Annotated in this window: 8 protein-coding genes and 1 pseudogene; 5 read left to right on the plus strand and 4 right to left on the minus strand. The window is 61.4% G+C overall.

Annotated features, from left to right (window positions below):
• Together E3O11_RS03450 and E3O11_RS03455 are read right to left on the minus strand one after the other, a co-directional pair.
• Positions 1–2,919: a helicase-related protein gene (locus tag E3O11_RS03450; RefSeq protein ID WP_198415536.1), complete on the minus strand. Its 2,919-nt coding sequence runs from the start codon at positions 2,917–2,919 to the stop codon at positions 1–3.
• A gap of 311 nt (positions 2,920–3,230) precedes the next feature.
• Positions 3,231–5,897, minus strand: coding sequence for a DEAD/DEAH box helicase (locus E3O11_RS03455; RefSeq protein ID WP_241994630.1), 2,667 nt, complete (start codon positions 5,895–5,897; stop codon positions 3,231–3,233).
• Positions 5,898–6,326: 429 nt separating this feature from the next.
• Between E3O11_RS03455 and E3O11_RS03460 the strand changes: the two genes are divergently transcribed.
• Positions 6,327–7,385 (plus strand): hypothetical protein, encoded by a 1,059-nt coding sequence (locus tag E3O11_RS03460; RefSeq protein WP_092451442.1) that lies wholly within the window; start codon positions 6,327–6,329, stop codon positions 7,383–7,385.
• 347 nt (positions 7,386–7,732) lie between these two features.
• A complete protein-coding gene (locus E3O11_RS03465) occupies positions 7,733–9,223 on the plus strand; it encodes an ApeA N-terminal domain 1-containing protein (protein WP_139226657.1) in 1,491 nt (496 codons plus the stop codon).
• Between the two features lie 444 nt (positions 9,224–9,667).
• Here the strand turns inward: E3O11_RS03465 and E3O11_RS03470 are convergent, their stop codons facing one another.
• Together E3O11_RS03470 and E3O11_RS03475 are read right to left on the minus strand one after the other, a co-directional pair.
• A complete protein-coding gene (locus E3O11_RS03470; RefSeq protein WP_092451438.1) occupies positions 9,668–13,660 on the minus strand; it encodes a P-loop NTPase in 3,993 nt (1,330 codons plus the stop codon).
• A gap of 492 nt (positions 13,661–14,152) precedes the next feature.
• Positions 14,153–14,656, minus strand: a complete 504-nt coding sequence (locus tag E3O11_RS03475) for a hypothetical protein (protein ID WP_092451436.1) — start codon at positions 14,654–14,656, stop codon at positions 14,153–14,155.
• 634 nt (positions 14,657–15,290) lie between these two features.
• Between E3O11_RS03475 and E3O11_RS18655 the strand changes: the two are divergent.
• The 3 genes and pseudogenes from E3O11_RS18655 to E3O11_RS03485 all read left to right on the plus strand — a co-directional run.
• Positions 15,291–15,740 (plus strand): annotated as a pseudogene (locus E3O11_RS18655) (GTPase); the annotation flags it as partial.
• Positions 15,741–15,791: 51 nt separating this feature from the next.
• Positions 15,792–19,031 carry a GTPase domain-containing protein gene (locus E3O11_RS03480; RefSeq protein WP_241994628.1) on the plus strand — a complete coding sequence of 1,080 codons (3,240 nt, stop codon included), beginning with the start codon at positions 15,792–15,794 and terminating at the stop codon, positions 19,029–19,031.
• Positions 19,032–19,033: 2 nt separating this feature from the next.
• Positions 19,034–20,659 (plus strand): GTPase domain-containing protein, encoded by a 1,626-nt coding sequence (locus tag E3O11_RS03485; RefSeq protein WP_092451432.1) that lies wholly within the window; start codon positions 19,034–19,036, stop codon positions 20,657–20,659.
• Positions 20,660–20,775: the final 116 nt, after the last annotated feature.

Genomic DNA, 20,775 nt, shown 5'->3' on the forward strand with positions numbered 1-20,775 from the left:
CTAGATTCCTTCGGTCGCGGTGAAAGCGGATTGGGTCGGTGACGCTGTCGGCGTGTCAAAGGGGACGAGAACGACGAGCGGACGGACGAGCTGCCGCGTTGGTTCCATTGCCTCGGCGACGCGTTGCTCGGCGGTTACCTCGGAGGTGAGCTGCCTGACAACGGACCGCTGGGTAAAAAGGCTGGCGTCATCCTTCCAATCTTCCGAACGCTGGGTCCATGCTTCAATGCGATCGTGAGTGGCCTGCGTCGCGGCTTCGAAGACCCCCTCAAGAGTGGCCTCGGCGTGCCGAACGGCGGGCGCGATCAATTCCTCAAGTCCGATCGCACCCGCAACCGGGCCTTTGTTGATGGGGGTGCCGTGCATGCCCGTCTGCGAGATGGCGTCGCCAACACTTTCGAGGGTCTGCACGAGACAGAACTCGGGGTTTGCTGGGTTGGGAAACTCGGCCTTGAAGTAGGCGGTGGCGACGACGTGTCCGCGACGATTTGTGAGTGTGCCGACCAATATCACGGTGGGGTGTTCGACGTCGGCTCGCACAGCGAAAACCTGATTTCGCGCGAGCGTCGAGAGGGCGCGGTCGCTCACCCAGTCCAGTACTGGGTGAAGCGGGCCGAGAAAGTGAGCTTCGGGCCACGTCGTGTGGTCGTCACCGCGAAGGGCTTCAGCAAGGAGCGCTTTGCCCTTGGCCTTGGTAGTGGCCAGCTTGAACAGCTCCGTGACCTTCCGATCCGTGAGGTAAGACTGTGGCAGGTACGACAAGCGTTGCTTGAGGTCTTTCGGCGGGATGAATTGCACGATCGAATCCTTGGGATACTCTCGCCACTCCACGCCGTTCGCGGATTCCTTGGCGCCTGGTGTTATGTAGGCCTCTTCGAGGGCTTCGCGCAGAAACGTGACGTCGTCGGGATACAAGCGGGCCTCAGGAACGACCTCAACCGGTTCGATGCCGGCGTCCTCCGGCCTCGCGCCCTGCGTGCGCATGAGCGAGGCGAGGAAGCCTTCGATGGAATCGAGCCCGGCCACATCATCGACCTGCTGGACTTGCTCCTCGAGGGTCTTCTGCCCGCTGAGCACGTCGCGGATGGCGTCTTCCTCCGCCTTGACGCTGTACTTACCCATCAGCGAGGCAACGTCGCCCAATGCTGTGTGCGCTTCGTGCTCGCGTTCCAGCAAACGGGTTAGCACCTTGAGGTCGCCGGAGAACTTACTGTCCGTGGGGGTGAGGAGAAGGGTGGTGATCTGTGGCGGCACTTTCTGGCCGTAGCGGTCGATGCGGCCGTTGCGCTGTTCGATGCGGATGAGGCTCCACGGGATATCGAAGTGGATGAGCTCGTGGCATTGGCTGTGAAGGTTCACGCCCTCCGAGGCGACGTCTCCGGTGACGAGAACTCGGATAGGTGAGGAGGCTTGTTTGAAGCTGTCGATGATTTCTTGCTGTTCCACGTCGGTGAGGCCGCCGTGCAGGATGGCCACGTTCTCGGGCTTGAGGCCGAGGGATTTTGGCAAGCTGGCTTTCAACCAGCGCAGTGTCGGGACCCGTTCGGCGAAGACGACGGCGCGCTCGGTGGAGCTGCCGCCGACTTTGACGCTCTTGAGATAGTCGACCAAGGCGGAATACTTGCCGGATTCCGATGCTTCGGCGGTGGCGGCGAGGTGTTCGAGCGATGTGAGCGCGGTGATCTCTCTGGCGTCGTCGGGTGTGTTGGCGTCGAGCCGTTTGATGCGTTCGCGCACGGTCTCGAGTAGCGCTGTGGGTGAAGAGAGGAACGCCTTGGCGAGGGTCCACGGGAAGAGCCGGTTGTTTGCACCCGAATACGGTGACGTGCCATGGGTTGGGTGCAGCCACACCGTTGAGAGCTCTTCAGCAACGGCGTTCTCGGCTGGGCTGGCGGGGACGAGTCGGTTGATCGGCTCTTTGCGTTCCGCCCAGTCCGCGCCGACTTCGGCCGCGACTTCGGGGCTGTGACGGTGGCGACGGATGATGAGGCGTTTCGCTTCGTTTTCGCGGATGGTTTTGCCATCGGCGGCCACAGCGGTCGGCTCGAGCATGCCGATGAGTTGTGCGAACGATTCGGGGCGGCCGTTGTGCGGGGTGGCCGACGCGAGGATGAGGGCATCCGTGTTTTTGGCCAGAATCGTGACCAGCTCGTTGACGAGAGTTTCGGTGTTCGTCGCGTTATGGGATTCGTCGATGACGACGGCGTCCCAGTGCTGGCGCTTAAGGTGTGCCCGGTACTTCTCGTTCTTCAGCGTGTCGACCGAGATAATGGCCCGCTTGAAGAACGTGAACGGGTTGCGCGTGGCGGGCAGCTGTTGACGAACGCGTTGGATGCCGGCCGAGTCGAGGCGAACGAACGGCAGAGCGAAACGAGACCACATCTCGTGCTGCATCTGTTCGAGCACATGGCGTGGCGTAACGATGAGAATGCGGTCGCCGCGGCCTCGCCGAACGAGCTCAGCCAGGATCATGCCGATCTCGAGTGTTTTGCCGAGTCCGACCGCATCGGCGATCAGGATGCGCGGGCGCAGGTTCGCGGGGTCCAGGGCCTGGCGCACGGCCTTGTGCTGGTACTGAAGCGGGTCAGCCAGCATCTGCGTCGAGACGCTCAGGCGCGGGTCGTTGAGGGGAATGGGTGTCTTCCGAAGCGTGGCCTCCAGCCAGAGGCGCGCCTTGCGGTAGCCGGGCGAATCATCCGCGATGACCTTCGCCTTCGACGGGTCGAGCTCGACGATCGTGTCGAGTGCTTCGTAAAAGCTGGCTGTCGTGTCGCGCACGAGTTCGGAGAGGCCCTGGCAATGCACGAGCCAACCGTCGGCGCTGGGATCAATTGCAGTCACCAGCCACTCTTCGTCCCGCACCACGACGATGGAACCGGGCGCAACGTTGAGTTCAGACGGTAGTGATTGCGTTGTCAATTGGACGTCCCCTGTGACTTTTCGGTACTCCCCCACCCCGGACTGGCGGTCTTAGGCAAGTCTAACGAGCGCCGCCGACACGGCATCGGCGTAGCGACGCGAAGGAAGAAGGTCTTTGAGGCAATACATCACCTCCGGCTTCACCAAAGGACTGCCAGTTGCACATGTGCCTGCGTTTTGTCCGCTGCCGGGTTTTGCAGGTGGTGCGGTTGAGTGCAGTGGCCGAAGCGTCGGGACAATCTGCACCGAGGGCGCGGCGATCGCCTCGATGATGAGCTCACCGATGCTGCTGGCCTGGCGCCCTGGTGGAATCAGTTCACGATGCCCACGGTTGGTTCATCGGCGGGGTGGTCAGAGAAGAGGCGTTGTCGTTCGGCTTCGACGATCTCTTTTACCAGTTCGGCCTCGGAGACGTCGAAGGCTTCCGGAACTGTCTCAGCGGTCTCGCTAATCGCTGCAAAATCGGCGAATACTTCTTTCTTTCTCGCGAGTATCTGGGTGACTCGTATGTCAACGCCTTCCTCGGAAAGGAGTCTGTGTACCTGCACTGTCTTCAACTGACCCATACGATGCGCTCGCGCGATTGCCTGCCACTCGGTTGTCGGTTTGAGCTGTGGTTCGCAGATCACGACGACGGACGCCGCTTGGATATTGAGGCCGACGCCTCCGGCGATGATCTGCGCGACGAGTACAGCGCCAGTGGTGGCTGTTGAGAATTCGTCGACGAGCGCTTGCCGTTTCGCAGGGGGGACGGAGCCCGTCAGCGGCCCGAACACCCGGCCCGGCACGGCTCCGGCAACGATCTCGAGGACGCTGCGATAGTTGGAGAAAACGATCACCTTACGGTTGTTGCTTTCGGCTTCTTCAACAATCGCGATTAACCGTTGGAGCTTTTCCGAACTGCCGCCCCCGAGCATCGCCGCTTGCCGCATGGCCTGGAAGTTTCGGGAGAAAACGGCAGCGCGGTAGGCGACCGTATCTGCGGGCGACATCGGCAGCCATTCGTCGACCTCGACCAGTTCGGGCAGTTCAGTGAGCACATCTTCCTGATTGCGCCTGAGGTACACCGGGGCGACTTGCTGGCGAAACAGCCGCGGGCGCAAGTCGCTGGTGTCCACAATGAGGTCTGGCCGGATGTAGCCTACGAGGCTGCGGAACTCTTCGACCCGGTTCTCGAGTGGGGTGCCGGTCAGAAGTATTGCGCGTTTGGTTCTCTTGATGATTCGTGCGCTGCGCTGCGATCGCAGAGCTGCGGGATTCTTGATGTAGTGGGCTTCATCGAGAATCACGCAGGCAAGGTCCTCGAGTGCGGTGACGTGTGATTCTAACCAGCCGAGTGATTCGTACGTTGTAACGGCGACGCCGCCAATACGCTGCCAATTTCGTAGCGCGGCTTCACGGCCAGTTCCGTGCAGTCGGTGCGCGCGAAGTGTCGATTTTGCTTCAACCTCACGCAGCCAATTTGTTACCACTGCTGCAGGGGATATCACCAGCGCATGGCTGGAACCCTTTCTGTGCAGGTGTGCGACAACGGCGAGCGCCTCGATGGTTTTCCCGAGCCCCATCTCGTCGCCAATGATGACCTTGCGCTGGACGAGGGCGAATCGGGCGGCAAAGCTTTGATATCCGCGTAGGGAAACGACGAGCTGCTCTGTTTCCAGGTCGCATTCCCGGACGGCCGCGATCACTTCTTCGGGTAGTCCACCGACTACGGCGTCTTCGTCTTCCGTGAGGAAGCCCAATTCTTGGAGCATGGCGTAGTAGTCGGCTGGGCGATCGAGGAAATCTTGCCACGGGTCCTGGGGGCCGCCGGCCGCGGTCGAGCCGGAGATAGTCCGGGCGCGGCGAACGACGGCGTCTACGGCTTCGACAAATGCTCCGTCATCCGAGAGAGCAGAGATGACCACCAGGTGCAGAACATGCCGGTCCAGAGCGTTCGCGAGCGGGGTAAGCGCTTCTGCGCGGGCGATATCGGCTGCCGCGTTCTTCGTCTTTCGCGTGGCATCCCATTTTCCGAGGAGCCTGACCAGCTGGAAGGTGTGCGGTGTTGGGCTATCGATGTCGATGCGGATCGGCACCTCGTCGTACGTCGCCTGGAAGAGTGTCTGGGCCGCACCCCGAATGCGATGCGCAGTGGTCGCACCAATTCCAGGGAGGGACGAGAGCCGGGTGGCGTGGGTGAAAATGTCCTGGACGGTCCTGAACCCAGCGGCCGTGAGCGGTGTCACACGGATGCGCTCTCGTGTCGCGTCCTTCAACCGCTCTATCGGCATCTCTGCGATGCTGCGCTGGGTGTCGGCCCGGCGAAGCTCGATTCCAGCGTCTCCTATTTGTTGACGGAGCGTCATTTCCTTGCTGAGGGTGTCCTGGATGATCTTGATCGCCCATGGGAGTGCAACAGTCACCGTAGCGGACAGCAGATGCGGTTCACCGATTTTTGCGAACTGCGGAGCAAGGCCCACTGCGCCGCTGAGTACCGCAGCCGTGTCGACCGGGTCGAAATGACGGGACCTGTCGTCAGCACCGGACAGGAGTGCTTGGATGCCTGCAGTTCGGCCCCATGCGTAGAAGTTCGTCAGGTAGCGGCCCGCGTGATCCCCAGCCTCGCGCGCGTGGCCGCCGCTGACGACTCGTCGAAGTCCATAGAGCGCCTTCACATCGCGCAGTGCGGTCGGGACCTCATCTACCAGGCGCTGCAGCGCGCCCGCGGTTTCGCGTGTGATCGGGGACAGCTCCACACGGCGGGCTAGAACGCCGAGCCGGCGGGAGTCTGACTGCCGAACCGGCAGCACGCTCCACTGGCGCTCACCGTGCAGCTTCAGATCAACGATTTGGGCCGTGACCTCGGCGGTGGCGCGGTCAGCATCAGTCTGAACCTGAGCGCGATGCGTCGTTATTTCCTGGGCATCCTTCGCCCACGTCGAAAGTTCACTGAGGGCGGGGCGAAGTCGCTGGGTTTCGTCGCGGTTCATGCTCATGTCGATCACAGTCCTCAGGCGTTGGGCGAGCACTCACACGCTATCGGCCCGAAGCCGCGTCAATTTACGCTGTGACCCCGCTGCGGACCATTCCCGGGTTTGCGATCGTTGCCGTGCGCTTGGCTATTGCAGCCATATTCGTTCCCATCAGAACAGGAACAGCCAAACCCGCTTCGGTCTTCGCGAGCTGGTACCGTCGCGGCGGTTACCCCGAGCAACTTCAGCTGGATGGGCATGAATCCGTTGTGCGGCGAAAGGACATCTCCAACTTGGAATCAATTCAAAACTGCGGTTCAGACGGTAGATCGCGAAGGCCCGCTTGTCCTCTGCTGCCCATGGGGTCACGGCTTGGAATACGCAGGAACGGCCATAGGAGGGCCGCGAGCCGTCGCCACATTCGAGGTTCTCGCGGTGCGGTAACCTCAACTCGTGACCGTGATAGTTCTCGACACCAACGCCATGCCGCATGGGCAGTTCTCTTCTGCAGCATTGGGGGCACTCGGGGCCGTCGCTGGGTCTGGCGCTTCAATCGTCATTCCGGAAGTGGTGATCTGGGAGTGGGCGGAACACGCACGATCCGCGCACGTTGCTCTCGAAGAGACCATCAAGAGGCATCGAGTTGACGGCGCACTTGCGGCCCGCCCCGTCTTCGTGCAAGCGCCGTCAATAGAGGATCTTGTAAGCCGCATAGAGGCATCATTGCCATTTGGCGTCACAGTGTGGCGCCCGAACGAGGACGCGTGGCGCGCAGCTGTGCGTGACCAAGTACTGCAGGTAGGGTCCGGGGAGATCAAGGGCAACGTGAAGACTGGCGCATCGGATGCGATCGTGTTCGCGTGCGTGGAATACGAGTCCGACAATGCCGAAGGCGCAGTCGTTGTGCTCACCAGTGACAAGCTTCTCCGAAAGAACCTCACAACACGCTTCAACAACGTGCGATCGGCCAGCGGTACTGGCTCGCTACTTCAGGCACTGAATACATTTGTGCCGGACACAGATGACCTAGCGGTTCGGCTCATGGAAGACCTCCCTACCTATCTGAATGAACAGTTCGGCGACAGCGGCGAGATACTGCCGTTTCGAGACCTTGGCGTGGCCATGGAGCTTCACGGTGAGCACTACGGCTCACCCGATGAGAACGGGCTGTCTGCGCTCATGGTCACCAGCGTGGACGTGGCGGAAGTCCACGACATTCGCGTTGAAGCTGAGGGCGCGGAACGTGTCGCGCTTGCAGAACTAAGGCTATTCGGGCACATTCTCGGTGATGTTTTGACTTACCACGAAGTTGTGCCCGGGGAATCGGGCGCGTCACGAGAGGTCATCGATTTTTCGTCAGACTTCGTCGACGTCACGGTTGCCGTTCGTTGGGACCAAAACTGGAGAATTGAAACCGTTGTTCCAACGGGAGTTGCGGTCCTGGTCGTTGCAGCGACCGAAGAAGACGAAGATGACGACATCCCTAGATTCCGTGCTGAACCCTCGTCCTGAACCAGGGTTGGTTCGTCCGTCAGGAGATTCGGTGGGCGGAACTTGGCCGCGCTCGGTAGATTCCACTGATTCTAGACGGAGGGCGAATGCGACGTCGCCTACCTCGTTCACACCGAGCGAATCGGGCGCACGTAAAGTCCACGGGCGAATCTGGGCGAACCGCAGCTGAGTACGAAGCGCTCACTAGTCGCGACCAAGCGAATCGCGACCGGCCGCCTCGAGTATAGAGAAGCCCCGTAACCGTAGGCGTCCACGCGCTCGTCGCTTGCCCGGGGGCGACGATCCGGGCCGTCCATGGGTGGACCCTGGAGTTGTTCACGCAAGAGGGCGGGGATCATAATAGGGGCATGGCGTTGCCGTTGCTTAGCGAACCACGTAGATGGACCGGTCACTGGTGGCTCCCGGAGAACCCAGACCACAAGGTACCAGGAGTTCTCACCTACGCGCCCGGGGATGGGCTTACCCTTCGGATGATCGGTGGGTGGGAATATCGAAACATTTCAACGCCAGCGCCGGATGTCACTGTGGTGCACGAAGGGCTACGCAGCTGGCCAGTAGTGCACGGGACCGCTCAGAACAAGCGCATTACCTTGCTTGACCTGCAATGCGTTGACGCCAAGGTCTTTAGCCTTCGGTTCGACAGTGGCCAGCCCGACCAACTTGATGTCATTGCTCGCACGGCCCTCATCGGGTTGCACCTAGACAGCGAAGACGATGCGGAGTTCGTGTCGTGTTCCGCCACTATCGAGAACCTGACGGCGTGGTCCCGCGAGTCTGCGATTGAGCACCGGGTCAAGCTCGACCAGGAGACCGACCGCCTTGAAAGCGGCGAGATTCGATACGTGCCGGTGGGTGATCCCCAAAAAGCCAAAGTCGGTGACGTGAGAGCGAACCTGAACCACCTGCTAACGCTTCCTGACTTCGAACGCACTCTCGGTGCCACGACTGCGCGCATCGTGGAGCGCACCTCGGTCGAGTTTTCATCGACGGAACCGCGCCCACTCCGCGAGTGGTTGAAGATGCTGTCAGGCATGAGCGACCTCATGTCTCTCTCGACGTTGACGGCCTGTACGGAGATCACCCTGCACCTCTGGACTCCAGCAACGCCTGAGGCCTATCCGGACGACTACCCGCTGCGCGACAGATTGCATGAGGTAGCCGTCTACGAACGGCGGGTTGTGACGCCTGATCCCGATCGAAAGGGAGCCGACCTCCGTAAGTTCCTCCTCACGCTCGACGACCTTCCATTCCCGGTGCTCATGCCTCGTTGGATGGAGGTGAACGATAAGTTCTCCTCCGCCCAGTCGATGATCCTCGGTCTGAGCTACATAGCGGGCGGTTACCTACAAAGTCGGGTTGTCACGGCGATTGGCGCTGCTGAGTCATTCCACCGCGCATTGGATGTTAAGCCGACGATGTCTGAGAGAGAGTTCAAGGAGCTCAGGAAAACGCTGTTAGAAGCGGTCCCTCGCGAGCGAAAGCAGTGGCTTGCCGATCGGATCATGCGCAATGAGGCGTCGCTTCACGAACGGCTCGTCGACCTTGCTAGGCGCCCGGGCGAATTTATGGTCGCATTGGTGCCAGACGCGGAAAAGTGGGCGAAGGAGGCAACACGTGCGCGTAACGGACTCGCGCACGACGGACGATCGGAAAGCCACACTCTAGAAGAGCTGTACGCCGTCGTTGAAGTGACACGCGCAGTTGTGATTTTGAACTTGCTATCGCAGCTTGGGATTCCAGCGAAGCGAATGGCGAAGGGGCTCAGCGAGCATCCGGTCCTCTCGACCGCCGCGAGGCTCGGCAAAGCGCACTTCGCCGACGAGAACTCAGCCGCGTAAGACCGGCCGCCGTCGCGCACGACCTCCCCCGCCTCCCGCACCACCTTGTTCGACGGTATCTCAGCGTGTCTGAGGAACCATCTGGAAGTCGCGCGCGGGATTGCCGCGCTCGCTCCTCGGAGTGGACGCGGATTGCGGGAGTCGTCCTCGCGCCGGTAGCCCGACGGTCACCGACCTCCACTATGGGCGACCTTGACGCCGTTCACGCAGCCGGTGTCGCCTAAGGTACGGAGGTTGTCGGCGCAGCGAATTGTGGAGCGACTCAAGCGTGTCGGCGGCAACTGGATCGAATTTTCGCCACTGAGACGAGTCATTGCGACTGCTGCGAACTTCACCTCCACGAGCGGCATATGCAGGCCAAGTTCAATCGCTGCGGCGACGCGAGGGTGCCATCGACGAGTTCGCGGACCGGCCCCGGCTCGCGTGCCCAGCGAGGAGGTTGGTCTAATCCTCTTGATCCTCGGCTTCATTTTGGCGACGAAGCGACTCAACTCGACTCCCGGTGGTTTCCGCCGCAGTGAGGTAGGCGCCACGCAGTTCAAGGTCAGGTTCGGTCTCCGAGAGGTCCAGCAGCTCGGCGTGATTCTTTGCTAAACCATCGGAATGCCCGTTGACAGTCGACCACATCAGAGGCGTCATCGCTCCTGTCAACGCGGCAAGCATTGCTGTTTCGGCAGCGGTGCTATGAGCGCGAGCTCGTGAAAGTACTTCTCGGGCCAGAGCGGGGTGAGAAGAAACCCAGCCCGACGTCCAGCTAAGGAGGCTGACAACGCGAACAAGTTCTTCAAGGTTGAGCTGCTCTAATTTCTCCATCAGCGCCGCTCCCACGGCCGCGCGAAGGCCATTTCTGAAAATAGACATCGCGATCGTGGCTGAGTATTCCTCCGCCTCCGGCAACTTGGCCCGGTCCACGTACCACTGCGCGAGCTCCAGCGGATTTTCTTGTAGATGCTCTGAGAGCTCCCGACCGTCATGCGGGATTTTGGTTCCAGAGCGCACGTTGAGATCGAGTTTGTCGAGCAGTAGCCGTGGGTGGCTCTCGGCTATCTTCTTGACTGCCTGCGTGACGGGCCAACCTTGCCAGTTCGCCAAATCCGCTAACTGAAGAACGGCGTCTGCGTCAGCGGCGTTAAGTTCGCTGGGCCATCGCTCGCCGCCGGAACGGAAACCAGAAAGCAGAACGTTCGCCACGGTTGCAGGCGACGAGCCTGCTGCGATGAGCATGTCGGCGACGCCACGGGGGTCGTGAACGATGTTTAGCGAGGCTAGGAAGCTCTGCCGGGTGGCTGCATCAAGATCTGCTGCACCGTGCTCAAGAACGCTTAGTAGATCGCTGCGCTTATTTACCCACTCGTACAGCTGGAAACCTTGTCCGATGGCGCGCCGAATGCTCAGCTTGTGCTCGCTGAAAGATTTGAGAAATGCAACCGCATTGTCTTCGTTGGACAGCATCCACGAATCTAGGAGGGCGGGTATACTCCCGTCCAGAAGAGATTCGTCGCCGTAGGTGATTGCATGCGTGACGAGAGGTCCAGGGAGATCCGGACGAAACTGGCCAAGGGCGCCGAACAGCGGGCCCGCTGTTCGGCTCCGATGGCCGGCGGCTTCGCGAACGCTCCGAAGTGCTTCGATGAGCGCATTGAAGCCGCTGTCGACGGCCTCGCCGACCGGCCAAAGCGCGTCCAAAACTTGCGCAGTGAGTCTGCCCGCTCTCACTTCGATGTGTTGGTCTGCGCTCTCGGCGTGTGCCTCTCGCACCTCGTCGGACTCCGCATTTAGATCGGACGACCAAGTCTCTAACGGCGGGAGCGTCTTTCCACGCTGCGATTCGAGCGCGAAATTGAAGTCGATGCCGCCGAGCAGCAACTGCACTACGTCGTCTTCCACAATTTGGTCCAACTCTGTCACGAGTTCGAGTGCGTCATAGCGTGTGCGCAGCGAGTGCGCGTGCTCTGCGGGCCAGGAGACCGCGTTTCGGACCAGCCGCCTGGTCGTCGAGGTGGACCCGTCGCCTGCCGCTTGGCGTAGGTCATTTACCGTTGCGCAATCGTCCTCTTCCCAGGCAACAATGCTTTCGTCCAGTACCCGATTGCCGAACAGGCCGCGCGGTTCGGACAGAGCCTCTTTAAGGAGGCCGATCGCGATCGATGCCCTATGCAACCCGTGATTCTTGATTTGATCCATCAGCACGGATCTCACGTGTAAGCGAACAGGTGCGGCCCACTCCGGTGAAATCAGGTACGGGGTCATCGACACCGTGCGCTTATCCTGCATCGAACTGCGGTAGCCCTCCTTCTCCAAAAGGGGCGCCAGAGCAAACAAGGGTGTGACTACATCGCTGGGGTTATCGACGGCCTGCGCTGCTTCTTCGACCCACGTGACGATGCGTTCTGGGAAGGACCTGTCCGGCGGCGCCCCTATGTTGGCGAGTCGGTCGAGTATCACCCTTTGCGGGTGTTCGGGGAACTGGTGAGGAGGACGAGAGTCGGTCCTGGCGAGGTCGACGATCGGGGCAAGCACAACTTCGAGTAATTCGGGATCGTTCTCAGCACAGCTCGCGTAGAGAGACGGAAGCCGTTCCTCGACCTCGTGACGACCATAGTCCCGCAGGCCCAACCGGACCCGCAAGGTCGGTGCTGCGTCGGGATCGGTAACGACGACAATTTCGTCCAGTATGTGGAGTCGCAGACGAACCGATTCCAGCAATCCGAGCAGCCTGACCGGCTGCGAGTAGACGAGCGAATCGGCACTGTCTAGGAACGCGACGAGAGAGGCCCAATCACTCTTATCGATCTCCGCTTCAAGAGAGCACCAAACATTGGAGATGATATCCGGTCCGCCTTGCAGGCGAACGCGCCAGTCGAGGTTCGCCAAGTTTGCGAGCAATCCGAGCCTGTTTAACGGGCTGAAAGTGCGCCACACCTCGTCGGGATATCCGGTATTGGTGTGGCCTACGACCGATTCCGCTTCGAGAATCTGATCAGCCAGGAGCTCCGGCACAATCCTGAGCCTGTCGTTCCGGTCGAGAAGCACGCCTCGGTCGACGAGCTCCTGTAATAGACGCAAATATTCAAGGAGCGGCAATCCCACGAACTGGCACATGATTCGGCGGAGGTCTTCATCGGTCGCGTCCACGGTGCCCAGAGCCGCTATGGTCGCGAGTAGTCGCCGAATGACTCTTGGCGAGATACCACCGATCGCCCCGGTGAGATGCTCCTGATACCGCGCCATGACCTTCGCGCGCAGGCCGCTATCCAGACCGAGCGGTCCATCGAGTTCACCTTTGCGGATCAGATTAATGGTGAGCACTGCTAGGAATGGAGAATCCTTAGCTTGCTCGGCGAGGAACTCGGAAAGTCCGTAGGGAAGGTCCATCCCAGATGATGCACTCGCTACGAGCCGGCGGCCTTCCTTCGTGGTCAGATCTGTGACCGGAATCTCGACAATCTGTGACGCGCGATAACCACCACGCATTACTTCTGCTCGTACGGGCTCGATACCGACGCCTCGAGATCCAAGCACCAGTTGAGCCTCAGGATTGTTCTTACAAAAAGACAGAAGAGGCACAAGTTGTGCCGGATCTCGATGGGCATCGTCGACAACAATTACAGTGGGAGTTAGAGGCAACTCCGAAAGTGCGTCCTGGTCAACGCGCCGTCCGGGTGCGAGCCAGACAACGGGCACAGTCGGGTTCTCGTCCTGCAACCTCATAAGTACCGTTGAAAGTAGGCGCGATTTCCCAACGCCACCGACACCGCTCACAACGACAATCGGGGGCCAGTCCGAAGTCCTGTCCAGAGCCTGTGCCAACGACGGGTCTTCGATTTCGCGGCCAGCCATCTCGCCTCGATCGTTGAGCATGTCATCTTCGTCAAGACGGGCACGATGGACTTGATCAATCCCGACGAAAGAATCCTCGCCAGGAACAGAAAGAAAACGCCGGCGGACATCGACTCCCCAAGTTTCGTCTAGAACCCGCCGACGCACGTGCAGAGGAAGATCATCCATTATCCGACCCAGCCCGCGTCGATCCAGCAGCTGCCATTTCGGGTACTTTGCAATCTCGATCCTGGCCAACGACGATGCTTCGCCGGCATAGGTGAGGTAGAACTCGTCAGCGGCGAAGCTCGTGGCGGCGACAGCCGCTGCGACGTCCGGCACAGTCAGTGCGTCCAGACGTTTGCACTGCCAAGCGGCCGTCTTGCCGTCGCTGAACGTCCCCATAAAGTCAATGCCATGTTGTTTATCTCCACGTCGTCCCCAACGTTCGATTCGCACCACGCGTCGAGCGGGCGGCGGCATGAAACGTTGAGCGCTTAAGAGGCGCTCGGTGAAGTCTTCGAACTCGTACTCGCCAAGAGACGGCGTGGGGAGCATATCCGCGTTCCGCCCCGAAAGTGGATCGGAGTCCGTCCTTCGATTGTCGCCTTCGCTCATCCTGCTATCCTGCACCAATTTAGGCCAGAGCCAGATCTTGTCTCGCCGTCGCCATGCCGTTTCCGCCGGACGGGATGGAATCCGCCCGTTATGTGCATCGGTGCACCCCGCGTCGGATGGGCGCGACGCCCGATAGCTACACCGCCGATCGTCACAGCGGCCGAAGGGCTTGCAACGATCAAGTAGCAAACATGATCCTTTCGTGCTTTCTCTAAAATACTCTTCCTGTGTCAGCGACGGTTGAAGACGGAGCCGTATACATCAATCGTGATCGGGTGGCTCTGTTTCACCGTCGTTGTGGCTCAGTTTTCAACCGTCATCGACACGCACCGGGGCCAGGGGGCACGAAAGGGATTGGCGACGATCATTGCGATCGGCGGTCTTGGAGTCCTGCTTCTTACGTTCGCATACGGTCTATTCCAGAATCGCGCGAGAAGACTTCTATCGGCACGGACATTGCGGCCGGCCTTCTGCAGTGGCCCTGGCCCGATCTCACGAGCGCCAGAACTCATCCGTGAGAGGAATCCCCCGCCGCCGCGTGTAAGCCTTGCGCCCGGTGGCCAACTGTACGAAAGCCCGCAAGTCACGCACAGTCAGGTCCGGATTGTGTTTGATCTGCGCACCGAGGTTTGAAGCTGGGACGAAGAACTTTGCGTTCGTTCCCGGCACAAGCATGTGGGGTAACGGTGTTGATGGATGCACCGGGTTTGGAATCGCGAACCCACCGCGCTTGTTGGAGAGCTCGAAGCCCCATGACGAAATACCGATGGCGGACGCGCCACTATTGATTGCTTCCACGCAGATCATGACGTCCGACTCGTCGGAGTCGTCCACGATCACGGCATTTGAAACTTCGACGGTCACCCGATGAGCTCCCCGTGTGCGCGTGTTGATCTGCCAGACGAGGGCGGCGACGCCTGTCAGTGCGCCAATGCTGGCCACCACCAAGCCCACAATGGACAGTATGAACGCGGGTAATGCGAAGGGATCTGTCATGAGTCGCATGGTATCTGTTGCGGAGTCTGGCAGCGGCTGGCACTGCAATATCGGGTCGTTGTGCGCACTATGTGCAAACGGCACCGCCTGGAACGTCATTCCACGGTCCGCAGAGGCTCGCTGTTCGCGAATCGTTCGATAAAGCTGGCACTGTCGGCCAGGTGCAGAGCGCGACAGAGGGCGCGGATCGCAAATGGCACCAGTGAGGGCGCGGAGTCGACTCATCGGCGGATTTCGGTCATTCGGACATAACCGCACTTATCGGCCCCCGCCCTCGTCCCAAACTTGATCGGGTCGGGTCGGGTCGGGCACGGGCCGGCCAGATTGCAAAGCACAGGTAGGGCTTCAGCTCGTTCTGGTGGAGGCCAGCTAGGCGCACTGACGATGTCCTCCCCAGCTGAGAAGCCCACTGCCAGGGTTACAGCGCGGTAGAAGAGGGCGACGAACAATTTCGTCAGGGATGGTCCGCCCAGTTGCGGATGCGCGCGGCGCTCCGGAACGCCAGCGTCTGAGTGGTCGGATAGTGTTCGCTGTGAGGTCATGGCTGAATGTGGGGGATGAATTGCAGGAGAGTCGCGAGGACACCGATTTCGACCGAGCAATCGCAAGCGCACTCGCTGCCGGGCGCGACGAGATGGCCCAACTCGACGAGTTAGGAGAATCCGCGATCAGCTCCTACGCAATTCCGCTACCCCCCACTGAGGGCCTCGGTCCACTGCTGCAGGAGGTAGCGAGTGCGACGGACGACTTCGCCAAGAGGGTACGCACACACCTGTCCGGACAACGCGATGTCTTGTCGACGTTCAACGTCGCGTTCTTCGGCCGCACCGGCGCGGGCAAAAGCACGTTGCTGTCGGCCTTCGGTCAACTGGACGGAAGCGACGTCTCGCCAGGTGACAGTGACTGGACGACGGAAGTGCACTCGGTCGCCTGGCGCGGGTGCCGCCTCTTCGATACTCCGGGCATCAACGGGTGGGGTGGACGAAAGAGTCGCGCAGAACTCGAGGCCACCGCGCGGAGTGCCGTCGAGATCGCCGACGTCGTGCTGCTGTGCTTCGACAGTCAGAGCCAGCAGCCCAGCGAGTTCTCCAAGGTCGCCGACTGGGTGCGTCACTACGGCAAGCCGACCATTGCCGTGCTCAACATCCGCAACCTGCGCTGGCGGCATCCGGCCAAGGTGCCCAATCAGACTGCTCGACAGAATGTTTCGGAACCAGTCCGTCAGCATAGCGACAACATTCGCACCGAGTTGGCGAGCATTGGACTGCCCGATGCCCCGGTGGTCGCCATCCACAGCAGGCGTGCACTGTTCGCGCGGGCCAGCACTCCGTACCGCGGCCCCGCCGAGAAGGACTTCCTCAACGAACGCGAACAGCACGGGATCAACTATCTGGCGCGCTGGTCCAATTTCGGCACGCTGGAAGCGCTCTTGACCTGCGGGATCGCGGCCGGCGGCGCGCAGCTCCGGCTCACGTCCTTGCGTGAGGGCATGCGCGCGATCTTGCACGACGAGGCGAGCATGCTCAAAGCGCTCGACCAGCGGCTCAACGAGCGGTTCGATGAGATCGACAGGGCTATCTCGCGACACCTCGAAGTGCTCGGCTACCTCGAACCCGACGAACGCGCCGTCCACCTTCACGACGACGAGTGGAGCGGTGACCTGCTCACGATCGCCGAGATCGCTCGCGGCGGCCCGTACCTCTCCCCGGCCGAGGGCACCTTCAGCCGGTACCTGCGGACACTGCTGAAGCCGCATCTCTCTAAGCCGCGCGGCGATGCGCAGAAACGGTTCAAGCGCCTGGAACGCGAGGCCTTCGAAGAGCGCAAGGACATCGACAAGGATACCTTCGTCAGCAAGGTGTTCGACGAGCCGGAGATAGCGGCGGCGCTCGAACACGTATGGACGGAATCCGCGCAGTTCCTCGAACGGGAATTGTCCATGGCCGCAGCTGAATTGCGTCATCACGCTTTCTCGGCGGAACGCGAGTCATCCGACCTCGGGGGCACGGCAGGGTCGGGGTCGCGAGCCTTCGAAGCCGCGCTCCGGGCCAGTGGGCTGTTGACCGGAGTCACGGCGGCAATCGGGGGGATCGCCCTCTTGAATGCCTGGAACCCCATTGGGTGGGCAGGCGGCGTAGTGGTGGCAGGCATCAGCATCACGTCGTCGGTGCTCGGCTTCGTTGGGGGTCGGCACGGCGAGTCAGCCGAAAAGCAGCGTGCCGAAGCACGATCCAAGGCTACCTATGCTGGCCGCACAGCGATTCGCACTACCTTCGACAGCATCGAGAAGGACTTCGCCGTCGACGCGCGATCCGTGGCATGGCAGGAAGCCGCCCCCAGCGTGAAGTCGCTGCTGCGCGAGGCGGTGGTGCTGGCGCACCTCCGCCAACAGATCACGTCCATCGCCAAAGAACTCGACGAGAAGGCAGCGAAGATTGCCACGTCGCCCAGCGTCGACATCCTCGAAGGCGCCCAGCAGTCGTTGTTGAGCGAGAGCTCCGCCAACAGCCGCGATCACCGCGACATCCAGCGAGTTCTGTTGGGCGAGGACTGGTTGGACGCCGCAATTACACCGAGCAATACCAATACCGATATCGGCGACCGTGAGGCGTTCGTCGAATCGTGCCGTGCCCACCACGACGCGGATGTCAACGGGTTGCGCCGCGCGTTCGCCGACGCGCTCGTCGGGCCCGACATCACCCGCGTCGCGGGCTGGACGCAGCTGCTCGCCGACGCCGCGAAGCGCGATGCGGCCTTTCGGCCTGCTCTCATGGCCGCGACCCCGCCCCGTGGTGCACGACCTTCCGTCGCCGTCGCAGGTGACTCTAGCGCGGGAAAGTCGTCGTTCATCAAGCGACTGCTCGTGGAGATGGACGGCGACGTCCCCGAAACGCTCCACATCCGTGCCGACCCATCGACCGACGACGTGCACGTCTATCAGTTGGGCAGCGTCGACGTCGTGGACACTCCTGGCTTTCAGAGCGGGCGCAGCAGACACGACGACAAGGCGGTGTCCGCCACCACGAACGCCGCACTCGTCATCGTGCTGCTCCACGTGAACCTATTGATCGGTGACACGGCTCGCCTCGAAGGTGTCGTCAAAGGCACCGAGGCGGCGCCGGGCAAGTGGCCGCGAATGTTGTTCCTCATTAACCGCTGCGACGAGCTCGGTGTCGATCCGGTCCACGGGGTCGATGAGTACTTCAATCGGCGCGACCGTAAGGCGGCCGAGCTGCACGCCGCGCTGGCGTCGCGGGGGATCGACATCGACACGCACCACATTCACGGCATCGCGGCGGATCCCTTCTCCGCGGTCGGACGGCATCTGCCGGTCACCCGCGCTGAATACGACGCCAATCGCGAATGGGACGGCGTCGATGCCTTTCTCGAGGCGCTGCGTTCGTTGTCGCCAGGCGACATCGCGCAGGCGAATGCCCTAGCGGCACTGGACAATGCGATGGTGGAGTTGCTGCATTTGAGCACGGAGACCCGCGCCGAATGCGAGGCGAACCGTGTGGCGGTCGACAAGCATGACGCCTTGATCCGGTCGCTCGGCGAATGTCTCGAGGATGGTCAACACCTGTCGGACACATTGGAGCACACCCTGTCCGAGACGGTGTCACGGCACACGACCGAAGCCATCAGGAAAATGCGGGTGCTCGCCCGCGGCGATGATGACGGGCTGGCCAAGGCCATGGCCTCGTGGAACAACACCGATCTTCACGCTGAGATCGACGAGTTTCTGGCGACCGCGGCCGATGAGATCGGCGAGTGGGCAGTGACTCACGAGTCCGCGATCAACCGCGAACTTGCCGCCATGAACTTCGATCAGAAGCTGGGCACACCCGTAGCGGACGACGAGGAAGCGCCGAGGGACACCGTCGCAGACGTGACCGGAGTTGGTGGATTCGTTATCTCGTCGGTGCAGAAGCTCGTTTCAGGGCTAGGCACTCGAGATGCCGCCTATGCGATCGGGAAGAAGATTTTCCGCATCAAGTTCAAGCCCTGGGGCGCCATCAAGGCAGGGAAGACGGTGGCGCGAGCTGGGGTAGTGCTCCAAGTTGCCGCGACGGCATGGGACGTCGTCGGCTGGATCCGCACTGAGGGAAAGCGTTCGACCTGGGATGAAACCATCACCGTCGCGGTCGAATCCGTGGAGCAGAACAGCGACGAGCGAGTTGCGGGGTTTCTTCGCGGCGAGGACGCTCCCGTCACCTACCTCGAGGAACGACATACTGAGATCAGTGGAATACGTAACGACCACCAGAATCAACAGGTGCTGGTGCGGTACGAGTTGGCACGCACGGAACGACGACTTGTGGTGGTTGCAGCGCTGCTGGATGCCTTTGATGACCTGCGGAAGGAAACTGTGTAGCTGTGAGCCCCATCGACCTCACCGAAGCCAAGTCCTGGCTTGATGCCATCCCTGGCGGGCAACTCGGGCTCGAAGCCGACGAGCAGTGGCAACAGTTCGCGAGCCTCAGCGCCCCCGTCGTCACGGTCTACGGTGCGTACGACACGGGCAAGAGCTCGCTGCTGCGACGTTTGATCGTCGACTCCGGAGTTGAGGTGCCGGACTGGCTGACCATCAGCGCGCGTCACGAGACCTTCGAAGTCAACGAAGTTCGGGCGGTGGGGTGCCTGCTTCGCGACACCCCGGGCTTCGTGACCGGGGCTGAAGACGCTCGCGCCGACATGAACACCCAACTGGCCAATACCGCGGTCGAGCTGACCGACGTCGCCGTCGTCACCGTCACCCCTCAGCTCGCGACCGCCGAGTTCCCCGCGCTGCAGGCACTCGTCCGACGCGACTGGGTGCCAGGTTCGCTGTGGTTCGTCATCTCCCGGTTCGACGAGGCGGGCGTCGACCCCGAATCCGACGAGGACGGATACCGGGATCTAGCGCAGCGAAAGACCGACGAACTTCGCCGCGCACTGGAACTGGACGACGCCGTTCCCGTGTTCGTCGTATCGCAGGACTTCGCGCAGATGGCCGGGTCGGAGCGCAACCCGGATCCGCAGCTGTGGGATGAGTTCCGGGGCTGGGATGGCATCGCCGAACTACGTGACGCGCTCACCAACCTTGGGTCCCGTGACGGCTCGTCGCTAAGAGCATCTTCGGCGCAGCGTTTCTGGCGAAAGTCGGTCGCCAACTCGCTGGATGGCCTCCAAGCTGAAGTGGGGAAATATCTCTCTCACGAGAACTTCTCGGATGAAGGATTGCGACTGCGTCAATCGTGGGTGGCGCAGCTAGACGCGCTCCAGAGCTCCGCTGATGCCGACCTACGTGGCAAGATCTCGGAGACCATCGGGCAAGCCGTCGACGACCAGCGCGATTCCGACGGAATCCAGAAGTCGCTAAATGCGACCATTGACTTCTGGTACGGTCTCCAGGAGCGCAACGTCGAGAAGCTCCTGCGCAACGTCGACGACACGATCGCACTGGAGCAACAGCGACCGTCCTGGAAGAAGCTCGAAGAACTTGCGGATTCGATCCGCATCGAAGCCGGCCGCTCGACGTCCGTCAAGGAGACGACCGAGGTCATCTCGCCAGCCGTCAAACGTGTGTCGGACGCGTTGCTCAAAGCCTTAACCGACTACGAGAAGCTCTCGACGATGAAGAAGCCTGTAAAGACCAGCGCGTCATCAGCGATGAAGGTGAGCAAGCGAGTTGCCACCGCCACGGCCGTCGTCCCACTGATCGTCGAAATGTCGTCCATGGCCGAACAGCTCTTCAGGAGTCGGGCGAGCGCAGCGGAACGCGACCGTCAGCGCCGCGCCCTGGACGCCGAGCTCGATCGCATCGGGGAGCGGGCTACGGCGATGGCACTGACCGAATTGGAGCCACTCGTCGACGCTGCTCGGCATTCCATCCTCGACGCCACCGCCGAACGCGTCGAACTGCGAGATGGGCTCGGCAAGCTGGTTGGGGAGCTGCGGGCTCTCGTCACGTCCGGCGAGGCACTGCTGAGAATTTCGGGTGCCGGTCGTCTTGCCGAGTAAGGGAGTGCGTAGTGATCAGGTGGGTTCCGTTGGGCGTGGCGCGACCCAAGCCTGCGATCCAGCGAACCAGTCCATTGACTGACGTCCGGAGCGCTGACCCGATGAATGACGAGTAG

Source organism: Cryobacterium levicorallinum, assembly GCF_004402405.1.
Lineage (GTDB): Bacteria > Actinomycetota > Actinomycetes > Actinomycetales > Microbacteriaceae > Cryobacterium > Cryobacterium levicorallinum.